At 71.3% G+C, this 26,707-nt stretch carries 22 protein-coding genes, 1 pseudogene and 1 riboswitch; of the genes and pseudogenes, 20 read left to right on the top strand and 3 right to left on the bottom strand.

What is annotated here, in order from left to right:
• The first annotated feature begins 19 nt into the window (after window positions 1-19).
• From carA to AB0J66_RS25205, 11 genes and pseudogenes are all read left to right on the top strand, one after another.
• Window positions 20-1,120 (top strand): glutamine-hydrolyzing carbamoyl-phosphate synthase small subunit, encoded by a 1,101-nt coding sequence (carA, locus tag AB0J66_RS25255; protein WP_364665098.1) that lies wholly within the window; start codon window positions 20-22, stop codon window positions 1,118-1,120.
• 2 nt (window positions 1,121-1,122) lie between these two features.
• Window positions 1,123-4,425 (top strand): annotated as a pseudogene (gene carB, locus AB0J66_RS25250) (carbamoyl-phosphate synthase large subunit); the annotation flags it as partial.
• A gap of 83 nt (window positions 4,426-4,508) precedes the next feature.
• Window positions 4,509-5,546, top strand: coding sequence for a quinone-dependent dihydroorotate dehydrogenase (locus AB0J66_RS25245; protein WP_364665095.1), 1,038 nt, complete (start codon window positions 4,509-4,511; stop codon window positions 5,544-5,546).
• Between the two features lie 107 nt (window positions 5,547-5,653).
• Complete coding sequence (locus AB0J66_RS25240; RefSeq protein ID WP_364665583.1) at window positions 5,654-6,847, top strand: adenosylmethionine--8-amino-7-oxononanoate transaminase; 1,194 nt, start codon at window positions 5,654-5,656, stop codon at window positions 6,845-6,847.
• Window positions 6,848-7,050: 203 nt separating this feature from the next.
• Window positions 7,051-7,881 (top strand): orotidine-5'-phosphate decarboxylase, encoded by an 831-nt coding sequence (pyrF, locus tag AB0J66_RS25235; protein WP_364665581.1) that lies wholly within the window; start codon window positions 7,051-7,053, stop codon window positions 7,879-7,881.
• Window positions 7,882-8,068: 187 nt separating this feature from the next.
• Window positions 8,069-8,386: an integration host factor, actinobacterial type gene (gene mihF, locus AB0J66_RS25230; protein WP_020517554.1), complete on the top strand. Its 318-nt coding sequence runs from the start codon at window positions 8,069-8,071 to the stop codon at window positions 8,384-8,386.
• 33 nt (window positions 8,387-8,419) lie between these two features.
• Window positions 8,420-9,019, top strand: a complete 600-nt coding sequence (gmk, locus tag AB0J66_RS25225; RefSeq protein WP_364665091.1) for a guanylate kinase — start codon at window positions 8,420-8,422, stop codon at window positions 9,017-9,019.
• Between the two features lie 13 nt (window positions 9,020-9,032).
• Entirely contained in the window at window positions 9,033-9,296 is a 264-nt protein-coding gene (gene rpoZ / locus AB0J66_RS25220) for a DNA-directed RNA polymerase subunit omega (protein WP_015623990.1), read from the top strand.
• 1,077 nt (window positions 9,297-10,373) lie between these two features.
• A complete protein-coding gene (coaBC, locus tag AB0J66_RS25215; RefSeq protein ID WP_364665088.1) occupies window positions 10,374-11,603 on the top strand; it encodes a bifunctional phosphopantothenoylcysteine decarboxylase/phosphopantothenate--cysteine ligase CoaBC in 1,230 nt (409 codons plus the stop codon).
• A 45-nt stretch (window positions 11,604-11,648) separates the two neighbouring features.
• The gene (gene metK, locus AB0J66_RS25210; protein WP_364665085.1) at window positions 11,649-12,839 is read left to right on the top strand and encodes a methionine adenosyltransferase; all 1,191 of its coding nucleotides are present in this window, start codon (window positions 11,649-11,651) and stop codon (window positions 12,837-12,839) included.
• Between the two features lie 300 nt (window positions 12,840-13,139).
• Complete coding sequence (locus AB0J66_RS25205) at window positions 13,140-13,931, top strand: hypothetical protein (RefSeq protein ID WP_364665083.1); 792 nt, start codon at window positions 13,140-13,142, stop codon at window positions 13,929-13,931.
• Here the strand turns inward: AB0J66_RS25205 and AB0J66_RS25200 are convergent.
• Entirely contained in the window at window positions 13,928-16,111 is a 2,184-nt protein-coding gene (locus tag AB0J66_RS25200) for a primosomal protein N' (RefSeq protein ID WP_364665080.1), read from the bottom strand. The genes AB0J66_RS25205 and AB0J66_RS25200 overlap by 4 nt on opposite strands.
• A 152-nt stretch (window positions 16,112-16,263) precedes the next feature.
• Here AB0J66_RS25200 and def point away from each other — a divergent pair, with 152 nt between their 5' ends.
• From def to AB0J66_RS25185, 3 genes are read left to right on the top strand one after another with little or no spacing between them, the layout of a single operon-like run.
• Window positions 16,264-16,821, top strand: coding sequence for a peptide deformylase (gene def / locus AB0J66_RS25195; RefSeq protein WP_364665078.1), 558 nt, complete (start codon window positions 16,264-16,266; stop codon window positions 16,819-16,821).
• Window positions 16,822-16,825: 4 nt separating this feature from the next.
• Window positions 16,826-17,752, top strand: a complete 927-nt coding sequence (fmt, locus tag AB0J66_RS25190) for a methionyl-tRNA formyltransferase (RefSeq protein WP_364665075.1) — start codon at window positions 16,826-16,828, stop codon at window positions 17,750-17,752.
• Window positions 17,749-19,224, top strand: coding sequence for a transcription antitermination factor NusB (locus tag AB0J66_RS25185; protein WP_364665072.1), 1,476 nt, complete (start codon window positions 17,749-17,751; stop codon window positions 19,222-19,224). Before fmt ends, AB0J66_RS25185 begins: the two co-directional genes overlap by 4 nt.
• A 260-nt stretch (window positions 19,225-19,484) precedes the next feature.
• Here the strand turns inward: AB0J66_RS25185 and AB0J66_RS25180 are convergent, their stop codons facing one another.
• On the bottom strand, window positions 19,485-20,345 hold the full coding sequence (locus tag AB0J66_RS25180) for a septum formation family protein (protein ID WP_364665069.1): 861 nt from the start codon (window positions 20,343-20,345) through the stop codon (window positions 19,485-19,487).
• A gap of 93 nt (window positions 20,346-20,438) precedes the next feature.
• Between AB0J66_RS25180 and rpe the strand changes: the two genes are divergently transcribed.
• The 6 genes from rpe (at window position 20,439) to ribH (ending at window position 25,963) form a co-directional block, all read left to right on the top strand.
• A complete protein-coding gene (gene rpe, locus AB0J66_RS25175) occupies window positions 20,439-21,107 on the top strand; it encodes a ribulose-phosphate 3-epimerase (RefSeq protein WP_364665066.1) in 669 nt (222 codons plus the stop codon).
• On the top strand, window positions 21,104-22,120 hold the full coding sequence (locus tag AB0J66_RS25170; protein ID WP_364665063.1) for a response regulator: 1,017 nt from the start codon (window positions 21,104-21,106) through the stop codon (window positions 22,118-22,120). Before rpe ends, AB0J66_RS25170 begins: the two co-directional genes overlap by 4 nt.
• 98 nt (window positions 22,121-22,218) lie before the next feature.
• Window positions 22,219-22,389: riboswitch (FMN riboswitch) on the top strand.
• Between the two features lie 119 nt (window positions 22,390-22,508).
• Window positions 22,509-23,594, top strand: a complete 1,086-nt coding sequence (ribD, locus tag AB0J66_RS25165) for a bifunctional diaminohydroxyphosphoribosylaminopyrimidine deaminase/5-amino-6-(5-phosphoribosylamino)uracil reductase RibD (protein WP_364665060.1) — start codon at window positions 22,509-22,511, stop codon at window positions 23,592-23,594.
• A 52-nt stretch (window positions 23,595-23,646) separates the two neighbouring features.
• Window positions 23,647-24,246: a riboflavin synthase gene (locus AB0J66_RS25160; protein ID WP_364665058.1), complete on the top strand. Its 600-nt coding sequence runs from the start codon at window positions 23,647-23,649 to the stop codon at window positions 24,244-24,246.
• The gene (locus AB0J66_RS25155; RefSeq protein ID WP_364665055.1) at window positions 24,239-25,444 is read left to right on the top strand and encodes a bifunctional 3,4-dihydroxy-2-butanone-4-phosphate synthase/GTP cyclohydrolase II; all 1,206 of its coding nucleotides are present in this window, start codon (window positions 24,239-24,241) and stop codon (window positions 25,442-25,444) included. Before AB0J66_RS25160 ends, AB0J66_RS25155 begins: the two co-directional genes overlap by 8 nt.
• A 45-nt stretch (window positions 25,445-25,489) precedes the next feature.
• Window positions 25,490-25,963, top strand: a complete 474-nt coding sequence (gene ribH, locus AB0J66_RS25150) for a 6,7-dimethyl-8-ribityllumazine synthase (RefSeq protein WP_364665053.1) — start codon at window positions 25,490-25,492, stop codon at window positions 25,961-25,963.
• A 3-nt stretch (window positions 25,964-25,966) separates the two neighbouring features.
• Here the strand turns inward: ribH and AB0J66_RS25145 are convergent, their stop codons facing one another.
• Complete coding sequence (locus AB0J66_RS25145) at window positions 25,967-26,707, bottom strand: amino acid ABC transporter ATP-binding protein (RefSeq protein ID WP_364665050.1); 741 nt, start codon at window positions 26,705-26,707, stop codon at window positions 25,967-25,969.

Here is a 26,707-nt window from a genome sequence, read left to right as displayed (position 1 = left end):
CCCTGGTAGCTCAGCAATCTTGGTGCTGGAGGATGGAAGGACCTTCTCCGGCCTGGCCTACGGCGCGATCGGGGAGACCTTCGGCGAGGCCGTCTTCACCACCGGCATGACCGGTTATCAGGAGACGCTGACCGACCCGTCGTACCACAAGCAGGTCGTCGTGCAGACCGCTCCGCAGATCGGCAACACCGGGGTCAACTCGGAGGACGACGAGTCCGACCGCATCTGGGTAGCCGGCTATGTGGTGCGTGACCCGGCCCGCCGGCCGTCGAACTGGCGCTCGACCGGCGACCTGGGCGACCGGCTCGCGGCCGAGGGAGTCGTCGGGATCAGCGGGGTCGACACCCGGGCACTGACCCGCCACCTGCGTTCGCGTGGTGCGATGCGGGTCGGTGTCTCCTCGGTCGATCTGGACCCGTCGTCGCTCCTTGAACGCGTTCAGGCTCAGCCGCAGATGGTCGGCGCGGATCTCTCCGCCGAGGTTTCCACCTCGTCCCGCTACACCGTTGACGCTGTCGGCGAGCACCGCTACACCGTGGCGGCGCTCGACCTCGGCATCAAGCGCAACGTCACCCGCCGGCTCGCCTGGCGCGGCGTGACCACGCACGTCTTCCCGGCCACGGCGACCGTCGAGGATCTGCTCGCGGTCAGCCCGGACGCGGTGTTCTTCTCGCCCGGCCCGGGTGACCCGGCCACGGCCGACGGCCCGGTGGCGCTGGCCCGCGAGGTCATGCGCCGCGAGAAGCCGCTGTTCGGCATCTGTTTCGGCAGCCAGATCCTGGGCCGCGCGCTCGGCTTCGGCACCTACAAGCTCGGCTACGGCCACCGCGGCATCAATCAGCCGGTGCTCGACAAGACCACCGGCAAGGTCGAGGTGACCAGCCACAACCACGGCTTCGCGGTCGACGCTCCGCTCAACAAGGTGATCGACACCGACTTCGGCGGCGTCGAGGTGTCGCACGTGTGCCTCAACGACGACGTGGTCGAGGGCCTGCGGGGCATCGAGGTCCCCGCGTTCACCGTCCAGTACCACCCCGAGGCCGCCGCCGGCCCGCACGACGCCGACTACCTGTTCGACCGGTTCGTCGAGCTCGTCGAGTTCTCCGGGAAGAAGGGCTGATCATGCCGAAGCGTGAAGATCTCAAGCACGTGATGGTGATCGGCTCCGGCCCGATCGTCATCGGCCAGGCCTGCGAGTTCGACTACTCCGGCACCCAGGCCTGCCGCGTCCTGCGGGCCGAGGGCATCCGGGTCTCGCTGGTCAACTCCAACCCGGCCACCATCATGACCGACCCGGAGTACGCCGACGCCACCTACGTCGAGCCGATCACCCCGGAGTTCGTCGAGCTGGTCATCGCCAAGGAACGCCCCGACGCGATCCTGCCCACGCTCGGTGGCCAGACCGCGCTCAACACCGCGATCGCCCTGCACGAGAGCGGCGTCCTGGAGAAGTACGGCGTCGAGCTGATCGGCGCCGACGTCGACGCCATCCGCCGCGGCGAGGACCGCCAACTGTTCAAGGAGATCGTGGCCAAGGCCGGCGGCGAGACGCCTCGCTCGCGGGTCTGCCACTCGATGGACGAGGTCCGTACGACCGTCGCCGAGCTCGGCCTGCCGGTGGTCATCCGCCCCTCGTTCACCATGGGCGGCCTCGGCTCCGGCATGGCCCACACCGACGAGGACCTCGAGCGCATCGCCGGTTCCGGCCTGGCCGCCTCCCCGGTGCACGAGGTGCTCATCGAGGAGAGCGTGCTCGGCTGGAAGGAGTACGAGCTCGAGCTGATGCGCGACAAGCACGACAACGTCGTGGTCGTCTGCTCGATCGAGAACATCGACCCGATGGGCGTGCACACCGGCGACTCGGTCACCGTGGCCCCGGCCATGACGCTGACCGACCGGGAGTACCAGAAGCTGCGCGACCTGGGCATCGCCGTGCTGCGCGAGGTCGGCGTGGACACCGGTGGCTGCAACATCCAGTTCGCGATCAACCCGGACGACGGCCGGCTCGTCGTCATCGAGATGAACCCGCGGGTCTCCCGCTCGTCGGCGCTGGCCTCCAAGGCGACCGGCTTCCCGATCGCCAAGATCGCGGCCAAGCTGGCCATCGGCTACACGCTCGACGAGATCCCGAACGACATCACGCTCAAGACGCCGGCCGCCTTCGAGCCGGCCCTCGACTACGTGGTCGTGAAGATCCCGCGGTTCGCCTTCGAGAAGTTCCCGGGGGCCGACGCCGAGCTGACCACCACGATGAAGTCGGTCGGCGAGGCGATGTCGATCGGGCGTAATTTCGCCGAGGCTCTGAACAAGGCCATGCGGTCGATGGAGACGGCCGCCGCCGGCTTCTGGACCAAGTCGGACCCCGCCGGTTCGCTGGACGACGCTCTGTCGGCTCTGCGGATCCCGCACGACGGCCGGCTCTACACGGTCGAGCGGGCGCTGCGGCTCGGCGCCACCGTCGAGCAGGTGCACGAGGCCAGTGGGCGGATCGACCCCTGGTTCCTCGACGAGATCAAGGCGCTGGTCGACCTGCGCCAGGAGATCATCGACGCCCCGGTGCTCGACGAAGAACTGCTGCGGCGGGCCAAGCGCTCCGGCGTCTCGGACAAGCAGCTCGCCGCGCTGCGACCGGAGCTGGCGGGTGAGGACGGGGTCCGTACGCTGCGGCACCGGCTCGGCGTGCGCCCGGTCTACAAGACGGTCGACACGTGCGCGGCCGAGTTCGAGGCGAACACGCCGTACCACTACTCCACGTACGACGAGGAGACCGAGGTCGCGCCCTCGTACCGGCCCAAGGTGCTGATCCTGGGCTCCGGGCCGAACCGCATCGGCCAGGGCATCGAGTTCGACTACTCGTGCGTCCACGCGGTCATGGCTCTGCGTGGGGTCGACTTCGAGACCGTCATGGTCAACTGCAACCCGGAGACGGTGTCGACCGACTACGACACGGCCGACCGGCTCTACTTCGAGCCGCTCACCTTCGAGGACGTCCTCGAGGTCTTCCACGCCGAGGACAGCTCGGGCCAGGCGGCCGGCGGCCCCGGTGTGGTCGGCGTGATCGTGCAGCTCGGCGGGCAGACCCCGCTCGGCCTGGCCAACCGGCTCAAGGCGGCCGGCGTGCCGATCGTCGGCACCTCGCCCGAGTCGATCGACCTGGCCGAGGATCGCGGGCTGTTCGGCGCGGTGCTGGCCAAGGCCGGCCTGCGCTCGCCCGACCACGGGACCGCGACCAGCTTCGAGGAGGCCAAGGAGATCGCCGACGCGATCGGCTACCCGGTGCTGGTCCGCCCGTCGTACGTGCTCGGCGGCCGCGGCATGGAGATCGTCTACGACGAGCCGACGCTGAAGGGCTACATCGAGCGGGCCACCGAGATCTCGCCGGATCACCCGGTGCTGGTCGACCGGTTCCTCGACGACGCGGTCGAGATCGACGTGGACGCGCTCTGCGACGCCAACGGCGAGGTCTACATCGGTGGCGTGATGGAGCACATCGAGGAGGCCGGCATCCACTCCGGCGACTCGTCCTGCTCTCTCCCGCCGATCACCCTGGCCGGCTCGCACCTGGCCGAGGTGCGCCGCTACACCGAGGCGATCGCCCGCGGCGTCGGAGTGCGCGGCCTGCTGAACGTGCAGTACGCGCTCAAGGACGACGTGCTCTACGTGCTCGAGGCCAACCCGCGCGCGTCGCGGACCGTGCCGTTCGTCTCCAAGGCGACCGCGGTGCCGCTGGCCAAGGCGGCGGCCCGGATCATGCTGGGCGCCACGATCGGCGAGCTGCGGGCCGAGGGCATCCTGCTGCCGGAGGGCGACGGCGGGACGGTGCCGGAGAACGCGCCGATCGCCATCAAGGAGGCGGTGCTGCCGTTCAAGCGGTTCCGTACCCCGGCCGGCAAGGGCGTGGACAGCCTGCTCGGGCCCGAGATGAAGTCGACCGGCGAGGTCATGGGCATCGACGCCGGCTTCGGCCAGGCGTTCGCCAAGTCGCAGGCCGCGGCCTACGGGTCGCTGCCGACCTCCGGCAAGATCTTCGTGTCGGTGGCCAACCGGGACAAGCGGGCCATGGTCTTCCCGATCAAGCGGCTGGCCGACCTCGGCTTCACGATCGTCACGACCGCCGGCACCGGCGAGGTGCTGCGCCGCTACGGCGTGGCCTGTGAGATCGTGCCGAAGCACTACGAGAGCCCGGGGCAGAACGCGGTGGCGCTCATCGCGGCCGGCGAGATCGCGATGATCATCAACACCCCGCAGGGCTCGGGCGCGTCGGCCCGCTCCGACGGGTACGAGATCCGCAGCGCGGCGGTCACGGCCGACATCCCGAGCATCACCACGGTGCCGGGCGCGGCGGCCGCGGTCATGGGGATCGAGGCGCTGATGCGCGGCGACATGACCGTCCGGCCGCTGCAGGAGTTGCACGCCATGCTGCGGGGCGACGCCTCGACCTCGGGCGGCGCCGCGGCCTCGGGCGGCGCCGCGATCCCGGCCGGCGCCACTGTCACCGGCGGCGCGGAGTGACCTTGTTCGAGTCCACCGTCCGGCCGGTTCTGTTCCGGCTGGGCGGTGGGGACGCGGAGGCGGCGCACGAGTTCACGCTGCACCGCCTCGCCCGGTTGCCGGCGCCGGCGCGGGCGGCGATGCGGGCGCGTTATGCGACCGCGGCGCCGGTCCAGGCGTTCGGGGTGCGCTTCCCCAACGCGGTCGGCCTGGCCGCGGGCATGGACAAGAACGGCATGGCGCTGCCGGCCTGGCCGGCCCTGGGCTTCGGCTTCGTCGAGGTCGGCACGGTCACGGCCAAGGCCCAGCCGGGCAACGACAAGCCCCGGCTGTTCCGGCTGCGCGACAGCGAAGCGATCATCAACCGGATGGGCTTCAACAACGCGGGCGCGGCGGCCCTGGCCACCCGCCTGGCCGCGCTGGGGCCGATCGGGGTGCCGCTCGGCGTCTCGCTGGGCAAGTCGAAGGTCACCCCGCTGGAGGAGGCGGTCGAGGACTACCTGACCTCGCACCGGCTGCTGCACCCGTACGCGGACTACATCGCGGTCAACGTCTCCTCGCCGAACACGCCGGGGCTGCGCAGCCTGCAGGACAAATCGGCCATCGCCGACTTGCTGACTGCCTTGGTCGGGCCGAAGCCGGTGCTGGTGAAGATCGCACCCGACCTGACCGAGCCGGCCATCGCGGAACTGCTCGAGGTCTGCCTCAGCCACGGCGCGGCCGGGGTGATCGCGACCAACACGACGCTGGCCCGCGACGGGCTGGCCGGCGCCGACCAACCACGAGCGGCCGAGGCCGGCGGGCTCTCCGGCAAGCCGCTGACCGAGAAGGCCCGCAAGGTCGTCCACTTCGTCCACACCGAGACCGGCGGCCGCCTCCCGATCATCGGAGTCGGCGGCATCATGGAGCCTGACGACGCCGCGCGGCTGCTCGACGCGGGGGCCTCGCTCGTCCAGCTCTACAGCGGCTTCATCTACCGGGGACCGGCCCTGGTTCGAGCCGCGGCCCGCGCGGCCGCCCACCACCACGCGGCCACGGCTCAGCCGGCGCGATGACCGTCGAACCGCTCCTTCCGGCCGCGGGCGTCGTATCGCCCTCGGCCGGTCGGGCGGAGCGGCTGCTCACGCTTGATCGGGCGCACGTCTGGCATCCGTACGGCCCGATGCCTGGTCTCAGCGAGCCGCTCCTGGTGGAGAGCGCGTCCGGGGTGCGGCTCAAGCTGGCCGATGGGCGGGAGCTGGTGGACGGGATGTCGTCGTGGTGGGCGGCGATCCATGGCTATCGGCATCCGGTGCTGGACGCGGCACTGGTCGAGCAGTCGCGGCGGGTGAGTCATGTGATGTTCGGCGGGCTCACCCATGAGCCGGCCATCGAGCTGGCCTCGACCTTGGTCGAGGTGGCGCCGGACGGACTCGAACACGTCTTCCTGTGCGACTCGGGGTCGGTCGGCGTCGAGGTGGCGATCAAGATGGCGCTGCAGGCCCGGCCTGGGCGGCGCAAGCTGGGCACCTGGCGCGGCGGCTACCACGGCGACACGTTCCACCCTATGAGCGTCTGCGATCCGGTGGGTGGGATGCATTCGCTGTGGAGGGGTGTGCTGCCGGAGCAGATCTTCGCTGACGCGCCGCCGGTCGACTACGACCAGGCGTACGCGGCCTCGCTGGTGGAGATGATCGAGCGGAACGTGGGGGAGCTGGCGGCGGTGATCGTCGAGCCGGTCGTGCAGGGCGCGGGCGGGATGCGGTTCCACCATCCGGGGTATCTCCGCGTGCTTCGGGAGGCAACCGCCGCGTACGGCGTCTTGTTGATTTTTGATGAGATCGCGACGGGCTTCGGGCGTACCGGGAAGTTCTTCGCGGCCGAGCACGCCGGAGTCGCGCCCGACATCATGTGTGTCGGGAAGGCGCTCACGGGCGGCTACCTGACGCTGGCGGCGACGCTCTGCACCACGGCCGTCGCCGAGGCGATCTCGGGCGGTGCGGGTGGTGGTCTCATGCACGGGCCGACGTTCATGGGCAATCCACTGGCCTGCGCGGTCGCCAGCGCCTCGCTGGGGCTCCTGCGGGACGGGTCCTGGGTAGATCGGGTACGGCTGATCGAAAACGGTCTCAGAGACGGTCTGGAGCCGTTGCGCGGGCGGCCCGGCGTCGCGGACGTCCGGGTCCTGGGAGCCATCGGGGTGGTGCAGCTGGATCACGACGTGGACACCGGCGCCGCGACCGCCGCGGCGGTCGCCCAGGGGGTCTGGTTGCGGCCGTTCCGCGACCTCGTCTACACGATGCCGCCGTACGTCACCGGCGCCGGCGACGTCGCCCGGATCACCGCGGGCGTGGCCGCGGCGGTCTCGGCCGGCTGAATTCGGATCAGTGCGGCACAGAACACACCGCGAGTTTCCGGACGGCGGGAGCGGTGGGGCCGGTCAGCCCGATGCCGGGCACTCCCCGGCCGGCCGCCGCGCCCGATTATTCGGCAGATGACCTGCCGGTCCTGCCGGCCGCTTCTACCGCACCGGCCGCCGTCGCGGTGGCGGCCACCCGACACGGAAGAGAGATGACAACGATGGAGACCTTCGGCAAGCGCCTCGTCGAGGCGACCGGCAAGCGCGGTCCGCTGTGCGTCGGCATCGATCCGCACGCCGCCCTGCTGACCAAGTGGGGCCTGACCGACGACGTGGCCGGCCTGGAACGCTTCGCCCTAACGGTGGTCGAGGCCCTGGCCGATCGGGTGGCTGTGCTCAAGCCGCAGTCCGCGTTTTTTGAGAGATTTGGGTCACGCGGCATCGGCATTCTTGAGTCAACTATCCGACAGTCCCGCGAAGCCGGAGCGCTCGTCCTGCTCGACGTGAAGCGCGGCGACATCGGCTCGACCATGGCCGCGTACGCCTCCGCTTACCTCGATCCGGCCAGTTCCCTGTGTGCTGACGCGATTACTGTGAGTCCCTATCTCGGATTCGGGTCGTTGCAGCCGGCATTCGACGTCGCGGCCGCCAACGGCGGCGGTGTCTTCGTTCTCGGGCTGACGTCCAATCCGGAGGGACCCTCCGTTCAGCACGCCGTCGGCGCCGGTGGAAAAACCGTGGGGCAAGACATGATCGACGAGATTTCCCAGCTCAACAGGGGTATCGAGCCTCTCGGCAGCTACGGCCTGGTAATCGGAGCGACGATCGGCGAGACGGGCCACGACCTGTCCGCTGTGAACGGTCCGCTGCTCGCTCCGGGCCTCGGAGCGCAGGGCGCGACCCCCTCCGACCTGCGCGCCGTATTCGGGAAAAGCCTGCGTAACGTGCTGCCGTCGTACTCACGGGAAGTTCTGACGGCGGGACCATCAGTGGCCGAGCTGCGCGTAGCAGCCGAGCGCGCCGCAGACGAGTGCGCAACTGCGCTCGGGTGAAAAGGCCCCTGCTTACCAGGGACATGGACAACGGGTGCGGGGGTACCCCCACGTTGCCGAAAGCGCCGTTGACCGCTAGTTTTCCCCGCGCCGGGGAACCACATGCCCCTTTGGTTACCTGGCACACCACGTTTCACAGAAGCGCCGGTATTGACCTACCGTCGCGATAGGGACCTGAGGAGAACTGGTGCCGCTCCCGTCACTGAGCCCCGAGCAGCGCGCTGCAGCGCTGGAGAAGGCCGCGGAAGTCCGCAAGGCTCGGGCTGAGCTGAAGGAACAGCTCAAGTCCGGCAAGACCACCCTCGCCGCCGTGCTTGACCGCGCGGAGGAGGACGAGGTCGTCGGCAAGCTGAAGGTCTCGGCCGTGCTTCAGGCGCTGCCGGGCATCGGCAAGATTCGCGCGACGCAGATCATGGAGAAGCTCAAGATCGCTGACAGCCGCCGGCTGCGCGGTCTCGGCGACCAGCAGCGCAAGGCCCTCCTGGGGGAGTTCGCTGCGAACTGACTCATGGGCTCGTGTTGAATGAGCCTTGTGAGCATGGATGACGACGCGCGCCCGGCAGCCCGCCTCACCGTCCTGTCCGGCCCCAGCGGGGTCGGCAAGGACAGCGTGATCGAGCTGATCCGGGCGCGCTCGCCTTGGATCAAGCTGTCCGTGTCGGTGACGACGCGGAAGAAGCGCGACTACGAGACCGACGGCGAGCACTACCACTTCGTGACCCGCCAGGAGTTCCAGCGGCTGATCGATGGCGGTCAGCTGTTGGAGTGGGCGGAGTTCGCCGGCAACCTCTACGGCACACCCCGCGCCCAGGTCGAAGGGTGGCTGAGCCAGGGCCAGCCGGTCCTGCTGAAAATCGACCTGCAGGGCGCACGCCAGGTCCGGGCCTCGATGCCCGACGCGCAACTGGTCTTCCTCGCCCCGCCGAGCGTCGAGGAGCTGCGCCGCCGCCTGGTCGGCCGCGGCACCGACGACGAGGAGACCATCCGCCGCCGGCTCCACCACGCCGACGAGGAACTGGCCGCCGAGAAAGAGTTCGACCGCACCGTCGTCAACGACTTCGTCGAGCGCGCGGCGGACGAGCTGGTAGGATTGCTCGGTTCGTCATATCTGACGCCAGCGCAAGCCCCAGAGCATTAAGGATTTCAAGACTGTGGGAACCATCGCGAACCCCGAAGGCATCACCAACCCGCCGATCGACGAGCTGCTCGACAAGACCTCGTCGAAGTACTCGCTGGTGATCTTCGCGGCCAAGCGCGCCCGACAGGTCAACGCCTACTACAGCCAGCTCGGTGAGGGCCTCCTCGAGTACGTCGGCCCCCTGGTCGAGACCACCCCGCAGGAGAAGCCCCTCTCGATCGCCATGCGCGAGATCAACGCCGGCCTCCTGACGGCCGAGGCGACCGACAACCCCTGACCGGGTCGGGCGCCGGCACTTCTTCGACGGCGTAGAGCCGCCCGCGATCCCGCACCCCATCTCGGGGGTGCGGGATCGCTGCTTTTCCGGCCTCACCGGACCAACGGCACCCGCCGGCCCGGCTGCGTCCCCGCAGCCACACCTCGCCGTCCGCGGCCCTCGTGGCCGCCGCGGCTGAACGTCTCGAGACGCTCGCCTCTCCGGGCCGCCGCTGAGCCCGTCCCGCTCCTGCAGCTTCCGTACCTGCTCGACGGGCCGTGGTCCGCATCTGCAAGCGCCCGCTGACCGTGCCGGCCCACCGCGCCCGCCTGGCGTGCCTGCCTTCCGCGTCCGCCTGCCGTGCCAGCCCTCGCGCGTCCTCTACGGCGGCATTCCCCGCCCACCGTCCGCGCCGGCGTTGGGCGCACCCGTCTGCCGCTCTTGCCTGCCTTCCGCGCCGGCGTTCGGCGTTGCCTTCCGTGCGCGTCTGCCGCGCCCGCCTTCTGCGCCGTCTGCCGCGTCGGCGTTCCGCGCCGGTCCTCCGCGCCCGCCTTCCGCGTCCGCTTCGCCGGCCCGCCTGCGGCGCTGGCGTTCCGCGCCGTCCGCCGCGCCGGCCTTCTGTGGTTCTCCGCCCCGCCTGTCGCGTCCGCTTCCGCGCGCCGCCTGTCGCGTCCGCCTTCCGCGCGCCGCCTGTCGCGGCGGCGTTCCGCGCCGGTCCTCCACGCTCGCCTTGCCCGCCCCGCCTGCGGCGCTGGCGTTCCGCGCCGTCCGCCGCGCCAGCCTTCCGTGCTTCTCTCTGCGTCGTCTGTCGCCCACACCTTCCCCGCGCCACCCGCCGCGTCGGCGTTCCGCGCCCCGCCTTCCGCGCCCGCCTTTCGCGCCGCGTCTCTGTTGTGCGACACGCCGAAGTATCCACAGGGGTGTGGTTGCGTCGGGCGTCGTTGTCCACAGGCGGTGGGGCGCCGACCCGGAATTTCCGGGAGAATGGTGCCTGAGGCGGGGGCCCCCTTGGGAAGGGCGGGCTCCGCGGGGTGGCGGACTCGGGTGCGGCAAGATCGGGGGCGGCGGGGTCGGTCGGGTTGGTTCTCTTCGGGGGTCGTGGTGGCGGAAGTCGTGCTCGGGGTGGGTGGCGGGATTGCTGCCTACAAGGCGTGTGAGTTGTTGCGGCTTTTCACCGAGTCGGGGCATGGCGTGCGGGTGGTGCCGACGGCGTCGGCGTTGCAGTTCGTGGGGGCGCCGACGTGGGCCGCGCTGTCGGGGCGGCCGGTGGCGACCGAGGTGTGGGAGGACGTGCACGAGGTGCCGCATGTGCGGATCGGGCGGGCGGCGGAGCTGGTCGTGGTGGCGCCGGCGACGGCTGATCTGCTGGCCAAGGCGGCGCACGGCATCGCCGATGATCTGCTGACCAACACGTTGCTGACCGCGACCTGTCCGATCGTGTACGCGCCGGCCATGCACACCGAGATGTGGGAGAACCCGGCGACCAGGGCCAACGTGGCGACCCTGCGGGCGCGGGGGGCCGTGGTGATCGAGCCCGCGGTGGGCCGGCTGACCGGCAAGGACACCGGCAAGGGGCGGCTGCCGGACCCGGCCGAGATTTTTGAGCTGGCGCTCCGCGTACAGCGCCGTGGTGTTGACCTTGATCTTGCGGGGCGTCATGTGGTCGTGACCGCCGGCGGGACGCGTGAGCCGCTCGATCCGGTGCGGTTCCTCGGCAATCGGTCTTCCGGCAAGCAGGGGTACGCCCTGGCGAAGTCGGCCGCCGCGCGGGGGGCGCGGACGACGTTGATCGCGGCCAACGTGGCGTTGCCCGATCCGGCGGGTGTGGACGTGATCAGGGTGGGTACGACCGAGGAGTTGCGGGCGGCCACCGTGAAGGCGGCGGCCGAGGCGGACGCGATCGTCATGGCGGCCGCGCCGGCGGATTTCCGGCCGGTGGCCGTCGCGGCCGAGAAAATCAAAAAGACAGACAGCGGTACGCCGGCGCCGATCGTGCTCGCCACCAATCCCGACATCGCGGCCGAGTTGGGTGCGGCCAAGCGGCCGGGGCAGGTCCTGGTGGCTTTCGCGGCCGAGACGCACGACGCGCTGGAGAACGCCCGGGCTAAGTTGATCAAGAAACGTGCCGACCTGATCGTCGTTAACGAGGTGGGAGTGGACCGCGTGTTCGGCGCCGACCACAATGAGGTCACGCTGCTGGGCGCGGACGGGAGCACGGCGAGCCACGCCGAACTCCCCAAAGACGATGTGGCGGATATGATTTGGGACCGCGTTGCTGTCCTACTGGATGGGCAGGTGGGCGGCGGTCGAGCGGCCCAGGCGCGGTGACTACACTTCCGGGTTACGTTGTATTCGACAATTCTGAGGAGCACCGTGGCACGCCGCCTGTTCACCTCCGAGTCGGTCACGGAAGGCCACCCGGACAAGATCGCTGACCAGATCAGCGACGGTATTCTCGACGCCCTGCTCCGGCAGGACCCCCGCAGCCGCGTCGCGGTGGAAACGTTGATCACGACCGGCCAGGTGCACGTGGCGGGCGAGGTCACCACCCAGGCCTACGCCGACATCCCGAGCATCGTCCGCGAGACCATCCTGCGCATCGGCTACGACTCGTCGAAGAAGGGCTTCGACGGCGCCTCGTGCGGCGTCAGCGTGTCCATCGGCTCCCAGTCGCCCGACATCGCGCAGGGCGTCGACAGCGCGCTCGAGCTGCGCGAGGGCGACAGCGAGCACGTGCTCGACTCGCAGGGCGCCGGCGACCAGGGCATGATGTTCGGCTTCGCCTGCTCGGAGACCCCCGAGCTGATGCCGCTGCCGATCGCGCTGGCCCACCGCCTCTCACGGCGGCTGTCCGCGGCCCGCAAGGACGGCACCATCCCGTACCTGCGCCCCGACGGCAAGACCCAGGTCACCATCGAGTACGACGGTCTCAAGCCGGTACGCCTCGACACGGTCGTCGTCTCGTCGCAGCACGCGGCCGACATCTCGCTCGAGTCGCTGCTCACGCCGGACATCCGCGAGCACGTGATCGCGCCCGAGCTCGAGGGTCTCGGCCTCGACACCGAGGGCTACCGCCTGCTCGTCAACCCGACCGGCCGCTTCGAGATCGGCGGCCCCATGGGCGACGCCGGCCTCACCGGCCGCAAGATCATCGTCGACACGTACGGCGGGTATGCCCGCCACGGTGGCGGCGCGTTCTCCGGCAAGGACCCGTCCAAGGTGGACCGCTCCGCGGCCTACGCGATGCGCTGGGTCGCGAAGAACGTCGTCGCGGCCGGCCTGGCCGAGCGCTGCGAGACCCAGGTGGCGTACGCGATCGGCAAGGCCCACCCGGTGTCGCTGTTCGTCGAGACCTTCGGCACGGAGAACGTCCCGGTCGAGCGGATCGAGAAGGCCATCAACCAGGTCTTCGACCTCCGCCCGGCCGCCATCATCCGCGACCTCGACCTGCTGCGCCCGATCTACCAGCAGACCGCGGCCTACGGTCACTTCGGCCGTGAGATCCCGGAGCTGCTCTGGGAGAACACGGACCGCGCCCAGGACCTGAAGAACGCCGCCGCCTGATCTCGTTTTCGACCGGCGCTCCCGCATCCGCGGGGGCGCCGGTTCTGTTTCCGCCCGGCGCCGGCATGGCCGCCCGGCGCTGGCATGGCCGTCCGGCGCTGGCATGGCCGTCCGGCGCCTCCACTTTGGATTGTCGAGGCCGGCCACGCCACGCCCCTCATCGTCACGGCGTGTCATCGGTAAGACTCACGTTTCGGGTAGGCGCGACTTTTGCGGCTTAGCGCGCGCATAGGTGCAGGATGCATTCTGAGCTGGGATCGGTGTGCCGGCGCCACGATCCTGGCGGTAGTCTCTCCGCGCATGGGTCAAGATCAAGTAGGGGAAACCGTCACGCTCTGGTGCGCGGTGGGGGCGGCGGACTTCGGCCGGATCGAGGCCGATGAGTGGCGATCCGTGCCGGAAGGCGCCCATCTTCAGGTGTTCACCGATCGCGCCGAGGCGGTCCGGGTCGCCCGCGAAAAGATCGTCGCTGCCGAGGGCGTCGCGCACGTATTGAGGCTCCAAGTCCGCGAGGCGTTCTTCGCCGAAGGCTCCACCGTGGGCGCGGCCGCGCCCACCGGCGAACGCTCGATCCCTGGAGCGGGCAACGCTGCAGGGAAAGGCGCGGGCAACGCTGCGGGTGACGGCGCGGGCAACGCTGCGGGTGACGGCGTGGAAGCGGCCGCCCTCACCGAGCACCTTGCGGGTGTGATCGTCGAGGCGGCGGACTTCCGTGGTCCGGTCCCGGCGGGCGACTTCGCCGACGGCCCGGAACTTCCCGAGGCCTGGCGCGCCTATCTGCAGTCACCGTCCTGGATCCGGCGCGGCTGGCTGACCTCCGGCAAGTACGTCTGGCTCTACCCGCCCACCGAGGGCCGCGACCTCCTGAAGATCTGGGAGGCCGAGCCCCGCTTCCCCGGCATCGCCCTGATCGCCGGCGACGGCGGCCTGGAGAACTTCGTCCTCGACCTGCGCCAGACCCCACCCCCGGTCCTGATGCTCAGCAACGCCAGCGAAACCTGGGACGACGCCATCCTCCAGGCCCCCGACGTCACCGACTTCATCAACCGCATCGAGGACGGCAGCTTCGACCTCGTCTGGAGCCAGAGCTAGAACAGCGTGGTCGGGTCGACCTCGATGCGGACGGGCTGTGGGGCCTTCTTGGCGCTGCGGACGGCGGCGGCCTCGTGGAGGGAGCGGGCCATGGCGGCGGCGTGGCCCCGGGGGGCGCGCAGGAGCATGCGTTCCTGGTCGTCGGGGGCCGGGACCGGGCCCAGCAGTTCGATGTCGGCGGGGAGGCGGGCGGCGGCCAGCAGCTCGTTGACGGCGTCAGTGACGCCGGTGACGCTGGCCATCCGGGCGGCGGGTGGGAAGCCCAGCTCGCGGCGTTCGGCCAGCTCGCGGGTGGCGAACCAGGCCGGATCCCAGCGGATCAGGGCCTGGACGGTGGCCAGGGAGCCGTCGGCGACGACGATGACGCGGCCGTGCGGGGCGGGCTTGGCCAGGGCGGACGCGTTCAGCCAGCGGCGCATGGTCTCCTCGGCGGCGCGCAGGTCGGAGCGGGTCAGCAGGGCCCACGTGTCGAGCAGGAGCACGGCGCCGTAGCCGCCCTCGGCCACCGGCTCGGCGCCGGGGGTGGAGACGACCACGGAGGCCTCGGCCGGGATCGTGTCGAGGACCTCGTCGCGGCCGGAGGTGCGTACGGTCGCGCCGGGGAAGGCGCGGCCGAGCTCCTCGGCGGTACGCCGGGCGCCGGTCACCGAGGCCCGCAGGCGCCGGCCGCCGCAGGTGGGGCAGGCGTACGCGGCGGCGGCCCGCCCGCACCAACGGCAGACGGGCACGTCGCGGGCGCCCGAGAGCTCCAGCGCGCCGGAGCAATGTGGACAGCGCGCCGGCGTACGGCAATCGGCGCAAGCAATCGACGGCAGATAGCCCCGCCGGGGCACCTGGACCAGCACCGGCGCCCCCGCCTGCAACGCCTGCCGCGCCGCCTGCCAGGCCAGGCTCGGCAGCCGGGCGGTGGCCGCCCCGGGATCGCGGGCGAGCTGCGGGTCGTCCCCGGTCGGCTGGATGGCCGGCGTCCGGGCCCGCAGCACGTCGCGCCCCGCGCTGATCTCCTTGGCCCAGCCGGTCTCGAGGAGCAACTGCGCTTCGCCGGTACGGGCGAAGCCCGCCACCAGAGCCGCGCAATCCGCCAGCTGCGCGCGCGTGAGCAGAACCTCCCGGGCGTTCGGATAGGGCGCCCGAGGCTCGCCGTGCAGGTCGTCCCCGTCGTCCCAGATGACCACGAGCCCGAGCTTGGCCACCGGGGCCCACATGGCCGCCCGCGTGCCCACCACGACCGGCACTTGATGCCGGCTGGCCGCGAGGAACCGCCTGTACCGCTCGGCCGGGCCCAGCGCCGCGTTCAGCGCCACATGCTGACCGGGCCCGAGCACCCGCGCGAGCGCCCGGTCGACCCGATCGAGATCCCGCGCGTCCGCGACCACGATCACCACACCGCGCCCGCCGCGCACTGTCGCCGCAGCGGCTTCCGCGATGCGCGCTGCCCAGTCCTCCCCGGGCAGCGCTCCCCAGACGGCGCGCGCGTTCCGCCCGTCGGCCAGAGCTCGCAGGAAGGCAGGCCCGGCGACGTATGCGTCCCAGCCGCCTACTTCGAAGGCAGCGCCCGGCGTCTCACTCCCGGGGGCGGGCGCGGGGGTTGCTGTGTCTGACTCCGGCTGGGGTGGGGGGTTCGCACCCTCGACGGGCTGAGGTGTGACTGGATGAGGTGAGGTGGAGACACCGCCGGGCTCGTCGCCGGAGGCGAGCTCGGTGAAGGGCTTGACCGGGTCGGCGATCCCGGGCACGCCAGTGGCGGCCGCGGCCAGGTCGGCCGGGCCGGAAGCGCCGGCCGGGGGTTTCGGCAGCTGGGACTCGACCCGGGCGTGGCGTGGGGGGATGGCCAGGCGCAGGACGTCGCAGAGGTTGCCCGCGTAGCGGTCGGCGATGGCGCGGGCCAGCCGGGCGATGTCGGGGTCGAGAACCTGCTCGGGGGAGACGACCTTGTCGAGGTAGGCCAGCTTGCCGCCGTGCGGTGAGCTCTCGGCGCGCTCCATCAGGTAGCCGCTGACCAGCTGGCCGGCGAAGCGGACCCTGACACGGACCCCGGGCTGGGCGGCGGCGTCGTCATCGGCCGGGACCAGGTAGTCGAAGAGCCGGTCCAGATGGGGCAGGGGCACGTCGACGCAGACGCGGGCCACCGGCCGGCTCTCGGCCGGCTGCCGGTCTGGTCGTGCGCCCTTGGTTGCCATCGCCGCCATTCTGCCCGGACCCCCCGACAATTCCGGGCGGCGCCGGGTCGGCGGGGCGGGTGAGCCGGCCGGCGCTGGCGGTGACGCTCGGCACGCCGGAGCACTCCGTAGACTGGTCGGGTGCCGCCCCACGATGTCAGGAGCATTGTCGCGTGACAGTCCAGCCCATCCGTCTGTTCGGTGATCCGGTTCTCCGGACATCGGCCGATCCCGTCGTCGATTTCGACAAGGAACTGCGCAAGCTGGTCAAGGACCTGACCGAGACCATGCAGGACGAGGGCGGCGCCGGCCTGGCCGCCCCGCAGCTCGGCGTCGGCCTGCGGGTCTTCACCTTCGACGTGGATGACGTGGTCGGGCACATCGTCAACCCCGTGCTGTCCTTCCCGGACGACGAGGAGCAGGACGGCCCCGAGGGTTGTCTGAGCATCCCGGGCATCTACATCGACACCAAGCGCCGCCAGCACGTGGTCGCCTCGGGCTTCAACGAGCACGGCGACCCCATCCAGGTGGTCGGCACCGGCCTGATGGCCCGCTGCGTGCAGCACGAGACCGACCACCTCGACGGGGTGCTGTTCATCGACCGGCTCGACGCCGCCGGCCGCAAGGACGCGATGAAGCAGATCCGCTCCGCGGAGTGGTACGACGCCGGTAAGCCGCCCGTGGTGAAGCAGAGCCCGCACGGCCGGGGCATCTTCGGCCTGGGGCGGTGACCGGGTGCGCCTGATCTTCGCCGGCACGCCGGCCGTCACCCTGCCGAGTCTGGACGCCATCGCCGCGTCCGGCCACGAGCTGCTGGCCGTGGTCACCCGGCCCGACGCCCCGGCCGGGCGGGGCCGCCGCCTCGTCCGGTCGCCCGCCGCGGCCTGGGCCGACGAGCGCGGTATCGAGGTGCTGACCCCGGTCAAGCCGCGGGAGCCCGAGTTCCAGGAGCGCCTGCGGCAGCTCGCGCCCGATTGTGTGCCCGTGGTGGCGTACGGCGCCCTGGTCCCGCCCAGCGCGCTGGAGATCCCCAAGCACGGCTGGGTCAACCTGCACTTCTCGCTTCTCCCCGCCTGGCGGGGAGCCGCTCCCGTGCAGCATGCCGTGCTGCACGGGGACGAGGTGACCGGGGCCAGCGTGTTCGAGCTGGAGGCGGGCCTGGACACGGGCCCGGTCTACGGCACGCTGACCGAGGACATCCGCCCCACCGACACCTCGGGTGACCTGCTCGAGCGGCTCGCCACCGAGGGCGCGGGGCTGCTGGTGGCCGTGCTCGACGCGATCGAGTCGGGCGCCGCCCGGGCCCACCCGCAGCCGGCCGACGGGGTCACCTTCGCGCCGAAACTGACCGTCGACGACGCGCGCATCCGGTGGGACGATCCGGCGTTCGCGGTCGACCGCCGGATCCGCGCCTGCACGCCCGCGCCCGGCGCATGGACGACGCTGCGCGACGACCGGCTCAAGCTGGGCCCGGTGCGGCCGGTGGCCAACGCCGCGGCGCTCGCGCCGGGTGACCTGCTCGTGCAGCGCGATCAGGTGCTCGTGGGCACGGCGACCACACCGGTCGCGCTGGGTGAGGTGCGGGCCGCCGGCAAGAAGCCGATGCCGGCCACCGACTGGGCACGAGGGCTGCGGATCCAGCCGGGGGAGAAACTTCAGTGACCGATCACAGGGCCAGCAGGCCGCACGGTTCCGGACGGCCGCGGCGCGGGGGCGAGGGGCCGGGCTACGACCGCGACTCCCGCTCGGGGCGTGCCCCTCGGGGTGGGCGGCCGCCGTCGGACCCGGCGCGCCAGGCCGCGTACGAGGCGATTGCCGCTGTGCACCGCGACGACGCGTACGCCAACCTGGTGTTGTCGGACATTCTGCGCAGCATGGGGCTGGACGGGCGGGACGCCGCCTTCGCGACCGAACTCACCTACGGCACGCTGCGCACGATGGGCACGCTCGATCTGATCATCGCCTCGGCCGCCGGCCGTGAGGTGTCGCGGATCGATCCGCCGGCCCGCGACGCGCTCCGCCTGGGCGCCTATCAGCTGCTGCACACCCGGGTGCCGGCCCACGCGGCGGTCAATCAGACCGTCGACCTCGTACGCTCCGTGGCGCCGGGTGCCGCCGGCTTCGCCAACGCGGTGATGCGGACGATCTCGGAGACCTCGTTCGAGGCCTGGCTCGAGCGCCTGGCCCCGGCGTACGAGGATGATCCGATCGGCAACCTGTCGGTGCTGCACAACCACCCGCAGTGGATCATCCGGGCCTTCGAGGAGGCGCTCGGCGGCGACCTGGCCGACACGGCCCGCCTGCTCATCGAGGACAACCAGCCGCCGGTCGTGCACCTGTGCGCCCGCCCCGGCCGGGCCGACGCGATCGAGTTGGCCGACGAGGTCGGCGGCGTGCCGGGCGCGTTCTCGCCCTACGCGGTCTACCTCAACGGCGGCTCCCCGCGCGAGCTGGCCGCCATCCACGACGGCCGGGCCCACGTGCAGGACGAGGGGTCCCAGCTGGTGGCGGCGGCGCTGCTGGCCGCGCCGATCGAGGGCCGCGACACCCGCTGGCTCGACCTGTGCGCCGGCCCGGGCGGCAAGACCGGCCTGATCGGCGCGATCGCGTCGGCCCGCGGGGCCGAGGTGACCGCGGTCGAGGTCGCCGAGCACCGGGCCCGCCTGGTCGAGAAGGCCACCGAGGGCATGCCGGTGACCGTGCTGCCGATGGACGGCCGCTCGGTCGGCCGCGACCCCGACCTGCCCGAGGAGTCGTTCGACCGTGTTCTGGTGGACGCGCCCTGCACCGGCCTGGGCTCTCTGCGGCGCCGCCCCGAGTCGCGCTGGCGCCGTCAGCCGGCCGACCTGCCGCCCCTGACCAAGCTGCAGCGCGAGCTGCTCGTGGCGGCGCTGCGCGCGGTCCGCCCGGGCGGCGTGGTGGCGTACGTCACCTGCTCCCCGCATGTGGTCGAGACGCAGGTGACCGTGACCGAGGGCGCCCGGCGCAGCGGCGTCGAGGTCGACTTCGTCGACGCCCGCCCGTTGCTGCCCCCGGGCATGCCGGGCCTCGGCCCGGGCCCGACGGTGCAGCTGTGGCCGCACAAGCACGGCACCGACGCCATGTTCCTGGCGGTGCTACGCCGCACGGCCTGAAACCGACAACAGACGTACGCGTCGCAAGCGCAGTCGCCGGCAGGTGCGTTGCCGCCTCCCTGTCAAGAGAGGCCGCAGCGCATCTGTCTCAAGCAGCGACAGTCATTTCGGGGCCGTGCCGCGTAGCTGCCCGACCCACCACGAGTGGGTGATCAACATCTGCGGATCGTCCCGGCGCACCAGGACCCGCAAGGACGGCGCGTTCGCCGAGGAGTCGAACACCTCGTCGGCGCGCCGCAGATCGGGCGCCGGCTCGACCCTCAGCGATACACGTAGTGGATCTTCAGCTTCTTGGTGCCGGCGTTGCGGTAGGAGCCGGTCATCGGCTCGCCGTTGAGCCAGAGGAAGCAGCGGACGGCTCGGTCGCCGGCCTGCCAGGAGTCCTTGTCGGGCGGGAAGCCGAGCCAGCCGGCTCTGTTCTTGACCGTGCCGTCGTCCGGGATGGCGGCGAACTTGGCGATCGCGGTGTTGCAGCCTTTCTCCATCTCGGCCGGGGTGATCGCGGCCGAGGTGGAGCGCTTGCTGACGTACAGCCCGGCGAACTCCGCGGTGTGCCTGGTGGCGCAGCCGACCGTGCGCAGGCCGGTCACCTGATCGCCCGCGACGGTGGCGTTGGCGCAGGCCATCCTCAGTTGGCCGGCGCCCTTGAGGCCGTCGCGGAGGCTGGACGAGCGGCTCACCAGCGTACCGTCGGCGGGCGCGGTCTCGGCCAGGTCGCAGCGCACCCAGCGGGCGCCGCCGGCCCAGGCGGCCTCGGTCGGCAGCACGGGCTGCAGGATCAGCCAGCCGGTACGCCAGTCGGCGCCGGCGAAGACGCCGGCCCGGGTCGAGCACTCCTGGAAGGCCCGGGCGGCCCGGGCCGCCGCCGGCACGTCGCCCAGGTCGGTCACGGCGAAGGTCTCGGCCCGGTGCGGCCGCGAGCAGGAGTACGACGCCGGGTCGCTGAGCGAGGCGGTCTCGGCGAGGTCGGCGTGGCAGCCGGCGACGGGGCGGAACGGCAGCGCGGCGGGCGGGGCGGACCAGCCGTCGGTCAGGTCGCCGTCGACGCCGGAGGGGAGCTCACTGCACCCGGCCAGGGCGAGCATCAAGGCGCCGGCCAGGGCGGCCGCCCACCTTCGCATCGTGGTTCCCCCGCTCTGACAATCAAGAGGGGTCACTCTATCGGTTGTCCACAGGCCGTGAAGACCGGCCGCCGCAGGCCCTACACTTCAGCCGTGACACCATCGCCGATCATCGCCCCGAGCATTCTGGCCGCCGACTTCGCGCATCTCGCCGACGAGGTGCACGCGATCGAGGGCGCGGCCGACTGGGTGCACGTGGACGTCATGGACAACCACTTCGTGCCGAATCTGACGATCGGCCTGCCCGTGGTGCAGAGCCTGCGCAAGGCGACGGAGATCCCGTTCGACGTGCACCTGATGATCACCGATCCCGAGCGCTGGGCCCCCGGTTACGCCGAGGCCGGGGCCTACAACGTCACGTTCCACGCCGAGGCCTGCGAGGACCCGGTGCATCTGGCCAAGACGCTGCGCGCGGCCGGGGCCAAGGCGGGCCTGGCGATCGACCGCGACACCCCCGTCGAGCCGTACCTCGAGCTCCTTCCCTATGTGGACACGGTCCTGATCATGACGATCAAGGCCGGTTTCGGGGGGCAGAAGTTCATGCCCGAGATGCTGGACAAGGTGCGCGACGTCCGCCGCCGGATCAAGGCCAAGGACCTGGCCGTACGCCTGGAGGTCGACGGCGGCATCGCGGCCGACACCATCGAGCAGGCCGCCGAGGCGGGTGCTGACGCGTTCGTGGCCGGCACGGCGGTCTACGGCGCGGCCGACCCGGCCGAGGCGATCCGCAAGCTCCGTGCCCTCGCGGAAGGAGTCTCATGAGCACTGGGGTCATCCCCGACAAGCCCGACGAGCTCGGTCGCGAGCCCGACGACCGGCCCGACCTCATCCTGGTCGTCGACGACGACCAGGACATCGCCAGTTTCGTGGAGTTCAACCTCAAGGTCCACGGGTACGACGTGGTCCGCGCCCGCGACGGGCAGGACGCGCTCGAGGTGATGGAGACCAAGCGGCCCGACCTGGCCGTGGTCGACTGGATGATGCCCCGGATGGACGGCGTCGAGCTGACCCGCCGGCTGCGGGCCGAGCCGCTCACCTCGGCCCTGCCGGTCATCATGCTGACCGCCAAGAGCATGACCGTCGACAAGGTGGTGGGCCTGACCGCCGGCGTCGACGACTACCTGGTCAAGCCGTTCGACACGGCCGAGCTGATCGCCCGCGTCTCGTCCACGCTGCGGCGCAACAAAGAGTTCCGCGAGGTGTCGCCGCTGACCGGGCTGCCCGGCAACGCCCGGGTCCGGCGCGAGATCGCCGACCGGATGAAGGCCGGCGGCGAGTACTCGGTCGGCTACATCGACGTCGACCGGTTCAAGAGCGTCAACGACGTGTACGGGTTCGACCGCGGCGACGAGTTCATCACCGAGCTCGCCCGCAGCCTGCACCGGGCCGTGGTCGCGGTCGGTCCGCCCTCGATCTTCCTGGGGCACATCGGCGGCGACGACTTCGTCTTCATCTGCACCCCCGACCAGGTGCTGCCGCTGACCAAGCGCACGGTCACCGACTTCGAGCAGGCGGCCGACCAGCTGTACGACCCGGAGGACGCGCGCCGCGGCTACATCGAGGTCCCCGACCGCCGGGGCAACAAGAATCGGGCCGCCCTGGTCACCCTCTCCATCGGTGTGGCCCAGGCCACGGTCGACGGGCGGCGCTTCACCGACCCGCGGGTGGTCATCGCCGTCGCCTCGGAGATGAAAAAGGTGGCTAAGTCCCAGCCTGGGTCATATGTGGCGATCGACCGGCGTCGCGCCGAGGCCGACGACGAGGATGACGCTTAAAGGTGCCGCAACATGTTCGTCAAGCTGAGGACATGTGAAATGGCTCGCCCAGGGATGGCAAAAGCGCCCCCGCGTGCAAAACTCGTGACTGACCCACCACGCGCTGGCGGGACTCGGTGAAATTCCGAACCGGCGGTGATCCGGCCTCTTCTGGCCGGTAAGCCCGCGACCCGGACGTCGACATGACGGACGGTGGACCTGGTGAAAATCCGGGGCCGACGGTTGATCAGGGCAACCTGGTCAGACAGTCCGGATGGGAGACAGCGCGCGGAATCGGATGCTGCCCACGGCAGCTTCGGGGTGCGCGAAGCGTACCCTCATGTCCGGTTCCCGGCGTTTCCTCCCTGTTCTCCAGCGCTGACTTTGACGCGCGAGAGGGAGAACGCGGATGGTGACCGAGGACGAGGCGATGCGCCGCGCGATCGCGCTGGCCGCTCGGGGCCTCGGAACGACCAGCCCCAACCCGGTGGTCGGCTGCATCCTGCTCGACGCCGACGGCGAGGTCGTCGGCGAGGGCTTCCACGCCTACGCCGGTGGGCCGCACGCCGAGATCGTGGCGCTGGCCCAGGCCGGCGAGCGGGCCCGCGGCGGCACTGCGGTGGTCACCCTCGAGCCCTGCAACCACACCGGGCGCACCGGGCCGTGCAGCGAGGCGCTGATCGGCGCCGGCATACGCCGGGTGGTCATCGCCGTCGACGACCCGACCCCGGTCGCGGCCGGTGGGGCGGTCACGCTGCGGGCCGCCGGCATCCCCGTCGAGACCGGCGTCCGCCGTCAGGAGGCCGAGCAGGGCAACATCGCCTGGCTGACCGCCGTGCGGCGCGGCCGGCCGTACGTCACCTGGAAGTTCGCCGCCACCCTGGACGGGCGCTCGGCCGCCGCCGACGGCACCAGCCAGTGGATCACCTCCGCGCCCGCCCGGACCGACGTGCACGCGCTGCGGGCCACGGTCGACGCGATCGTGGCCGGCGTGGGCACCGTCCTGGCCGACGACCCGCAGCTCACCGTGCGGGATCTGCGCGACGGCACCCCGGCCATCAAGCAGCCGCTTCGCGTGGTGGTCGACTCGCACGGGCGTACCCCCGAAACGGCGCGAGTGAACGACGCTGCCGCAACCACCTGGGTCGTCACGACCGGCGAGGTCGGCGCCGGGCCGGACGGGCGCGTCGACCTGAGCGCGCTGCTGGCCGCCCTCTTCGCCCGCGGCGTCCGGTCGGTGCTGCTGGAGGGCGGGCCGACGCTGGCCGGGGCCTTCCTCGCGGCCGGGCTGGTCGACCGGGTGGTCGGTTATGTGGCGCCGAAGCTGCTCGGCGCCGGGAAGACCGCGCTCGTCGACGCCGGGGTCGCGACCATCGACGACGCCATCGAACTCGATCTCACCGACATCGCGCAGATCGGCCCTGACCTGCGCTTCACTGCTTCACTCCGCCAGAAGCCCTCCGACTACCCCACCAACCACCCTTATTCAGACTAAAGCCCATCCGACCACCCCACCACCACCCTCAAGAGGACTGAAGGCGGTTTTTATGTTCACCGGAATCGTGGAAGAGCTGGGTCAGGTCGTCGGCCTCAAGGACACCGGCGGGGACTCGGCCGTGCTCGCCGTGCGCGGGACGCTGGTCACCTCCGACGCGAAGCACGGCGACTCGATCTCGGTCAACGGGGTCTGCCTGACCGTCATCGACAACGTCGACGGGGTCTTCACGGCTGACGTCATGGGCGAGACGCTGCGGCGGTCGTCGCTGGGCGCACTGGGGGAGGGCAGCCCGGTCAACCTGGAGCGGGCGGCCGCGCTCGGCAGCCGTCTCGGCGGTCACCTGGTGCAGGGCCACGTGGACGGGGTCGCCCGTCTCATCTCCCGTGAGCCGGCCGCCGACTGGGAGGTCGTGCGGTTCTCGCTTCCCGGTGATCTCGCGCGCTACGTGGTCGAGAAGGGCTCGATCACCGTCGACGGCGTGTCGCTGACCGTCATGGCGGTCGACGACGAAACGTTCAGTGTCGGGCTCATCCCCACCACTTCGAAGCTGACCGTTTTGGGCGGCAAGGACGTCGGTGACCCGGTGAACCTCGAGGTCGACGTGATCGCCAAGTACGTCGAGAAGATGCTGGGGGCTCGCAATGTTTGAGGACATCGAGCGCGCGATCAAGGACATCGCCGCCGGTAAAGCTGTGATCGTCGTCGACGACGAGGACCGCGAGAACGAGGGCGACCTGATCTTCGCGGCCGAGAAGGCCACCCCCGAGCTGGTCGCCTTCATGGTCCGCTACACCTCGGGCTACATCTGCGTGCCGATCCCCGAGGCCGAGGCCGACCGTCTCGACCTGCCGCCCCAGTTCCACACCAACCAGGACGCCCGCGGTACGGCGTACGCGGTGACCGTCGACGCCCGGGAGGGCGTGGCCACGGGCATCTCGGCCGCCGATCGCGCGCACACGATCCGCCTGCTGGCCTCGGCCTCGACCGAGCCGACCGACCTGACCCGGCCCGGGCACGTGGTGCCGCTGCGGGCCCGGGCCGGTGGCGTGCTGCGCCGCCCGGGTCACACCGAGGCCTCGATCGACCTGGCCGAGCTGGCCGGGCTGCGGCCGGCCGGCGTGCTGTGCGAGATGGTCAACGACGACGGCACCATGCAGCGCCGTCCCGACCTGGAGAAGTTCGCGGCCGAGCACGACCTCGCGCTGATCACCATCGCCGACCTGGTGGCGTACCGGAAGCACCGCGAGTCGCAGGTCCAGCGGGTCGTCGAGACCCGGCTGCCGACCGAGCACGGCGACTTCACCGCGGTCGGCTACCGGGCCCTGGTCGACGGCAGCGAGCACGTCGCGCTCGTCTTCGGTGAGCTCGGGGACGGCGAGGACGTGCTGGTCCGGGTGCACTCCGAGTGCCTGACCGGGGACGTCTTCGGCTCCAAGCGCTGCGACTGCGGGCCCCAACTGGACGCCGCCCTCGAACGGATCGCCGCCGCCGGGCGCGGCGTGGTGCTCTACATGCGCGGTCACGAGGGCCGGGGGATCGGCCTGCTGCACAAGCTGCAGGCGTACCAGCTGCAGGACCGCGGCTTCGACACCGTCGACGCCAACCTCGAGCTCGGCCTCCCGGCGGACGCCCGCGACTACGGGACCGGGGCCCAGGTCCTCTACGACCTCGGCGTGCGCTCGATGCGCCTGCTCACCAACAACCCCGCCAAGAGGGCCGGGCTGGAGGGGTACGGGTTGACGATCACCGGCCGGGAGGCGCTGCCGGTGCGGCTGCACCCGGAGAACGTGCACTACCTGCGCACCAAGCGGGACCGGATGGGGCATCTGTTCGAGGCGTTGGGCTGACGGGTTTCCTGCGAACCGCGATAATCACGATAAAGGGGGACTTACATGGCCGGCTTCGGTGACCCGCATCTGCAGACCGTCGAGGCGCAGGGGCTGCGCCTCGGCATCGTCGGCTCCCGGTGGCACGCCGACCTGATCGACCACATGATCGAGCGGGCCTACGCGGCCGCCGAGGCGTGCGGCGTCACGAATGTGGTCGTGCAGCGCGTCGCGGGCGCGGTCGAGCTGCCCGTCGTCGCCCAGGCCCTGGCCCGTCAGTGCGACGCGGTGGTGGCGCTCGGCGTGGTGATCAAGGGTGAGACCGACCACTTCAAGTACGTGTGCGACTCCGTCACGCAAGGCCTGACCCGGGTCGCGCTCGACGAGCGGACCCCGATCGGCCACGGCGTGCTGACCGTGCACAGCCTCGGCCAGGCCCGCGACCGCGCCGGCCTGGAGGACTCGGTCGAGGACAAGGGCTGGGCCACGGCCGTCGCCGTCCTGGACGCGGCCCTCGTCCTGCGCGAGCTGAAGGGCTGAGGCTCAGAGCCGCCCGGCTTCGATGATGCGGGCCAGGAACTGCCTGGTCCGCGTCTCGACCGGGTCGCCCAGCACCTGCTCGGGCGGCCCTTGTTCGAGGACCTGGCCCTTGTCCAGGAAGGCGACGCGGTCGGCCACCTGGCGGGCGAAGCCCATCTCGTGGGTGGCCAGGACCATGGTCATGCCGTCCGCCTTGAGGTCTCTGATCATGGTGAGCACCTCGCCCACCAGTTCGGGGTCGAGGGCCGAGGTGACCTCGTCCAGCAGGAGCAGACGGGGGCTGTTGACCAGGGCCCGGACGATGGCCACGCGCTGCTGCTGGCCGCCGGAGAGGCGGTCGGGGTAGGCGCCGGCCTTGTCGGCCAGGCCGACCCGGGTCAGCCACTCGTGGGCCTGCTCGCGGGCCTCGGCGACCGGGCGCTTGTGCACGCGTACGGGGGCCAGGGTGATGTTGTCCAGCACGGTCATGTGCGGGAACAGGTTGTAGGACTGGAAGACCAGGCCGATCTTCTGCCGTACGGCATCGGCGTCGACCCGGGGGTCGGTGATGTCCTCGCCGTCGAGGCGGATCGTGCCGTCGTCGATCTCGGTGAGCAGGTTGACGCAGCGCAGCAGGGTCGACTTGCCCGATCCGGAGGCGCCGATCAGCGCGACCACCTCGTGCTCGCCGACGTCGAGGGTGAGGTCGTCGAGCACCACGGCCGACCCGAAGGTCTTGCGCAGGGACGAGCAGGAAAGCACCAT

It is taken from the genome of Actinoplanes sp. NPDC049598, from assembly GCF_040675435.1.
Lineage (GTDB): Bacteria > Actinomycetota > Actinomycetes > Mycobacteriales > Micromonosporaceae > Actinoplanes.
This window is presented reverse-complemented; position numbering and strand designations above follow the sequence as displayed.

Excerpts from the sequence above, each read along its gene's own strand:
- gmk (WP_364665091.1), top strand. The coding sequence starts at position 8,420 with ATGGATGACGACGCGCGCCCGGCAGCCCGCCTCACCGTCCTGTCCGGC.
- AB0J66_RS25240 (WP_364665583.1), top strand. The coding sequence starts at position 5,654 with ATGCCTGGTCTCAGCGAGCCGCTCCTGGTGGAGAGCGCGTCCGGGGTG.
- AB0J66_RS25180 (WP_364665069.1), bottom strand. The coding sequence starts at position 20,345 with ATGCGAAGGTGGGCGGCCGCCCTGGCCGGCGCCTTGATGCTCGCCCTG.
- AB0J66_RS25160 (WP_364665058.1), top strand. The coding sequence starts at position 23,647 with ATGTTCACCGGAATCGTGGAAGAGCTGGGTCAGGTCGTCGGCCTCAAG.
- AB0J66_RS25155 (WP_364665055.1), top strand. The coding sequence starts at position 24,239 with ATGTTTGAGGACATCGAGCGCGCGATCAAGGACATCGCCGCCGGTAAA.
- AB0J66_RS25170 (WP_364665063.1), top strand. The coding sequence starts at position 21,104 with ATGAGCACTGGGGTCATCCCCGACAAGCCCGACGAGCTCGGTCGCGAG.
- AB0J66_RS25200 (WP_364665080.1), bottom strand. The coding sequence starts at position 16,111 with ATGGCAACCAAGGGCGCACGACCAGACCGGCAGCCGGCCGAGAGCCGG.
- pyrF (WP_364665581.1), top strand. The coding sequence starts at position 7,051 with ATGGAGACCTTCGGCAAGCGCCTCGTCGAGGCGACCGGCAAGCGCGGT.
- ribD (WP_364665060.1), top strand. The coding sequence starts at position 22,509 with ATGGTGACCGAGGACGAGGCGATGCGCCGCGCGATCGCGCTGGCCGCT.
- ribH (WP_364665053.1), top strand. The coding sequence starts at position 25,490 with ATGGCCGGCTTCGGTGACCCGCATCTGCAGACCGTCGAGGCGCAGGGG.
- AB0J66_RS25205 (WP_364665083.1), top strand. The coding sequence starts at position 13,140 with ATGGGTCAAGATCAAGTAGGGGAAACCGTCACGCTCTGGTGCGCGGTG.
- AB0J66_RS25145 (WP_364665050.1), bottom strand. The coding sequence starts at position 26,707 with ATGGTGCTTTCCTGCTCGTCCCTGCGCAAGACCTTCGGGTCGGCCGTG.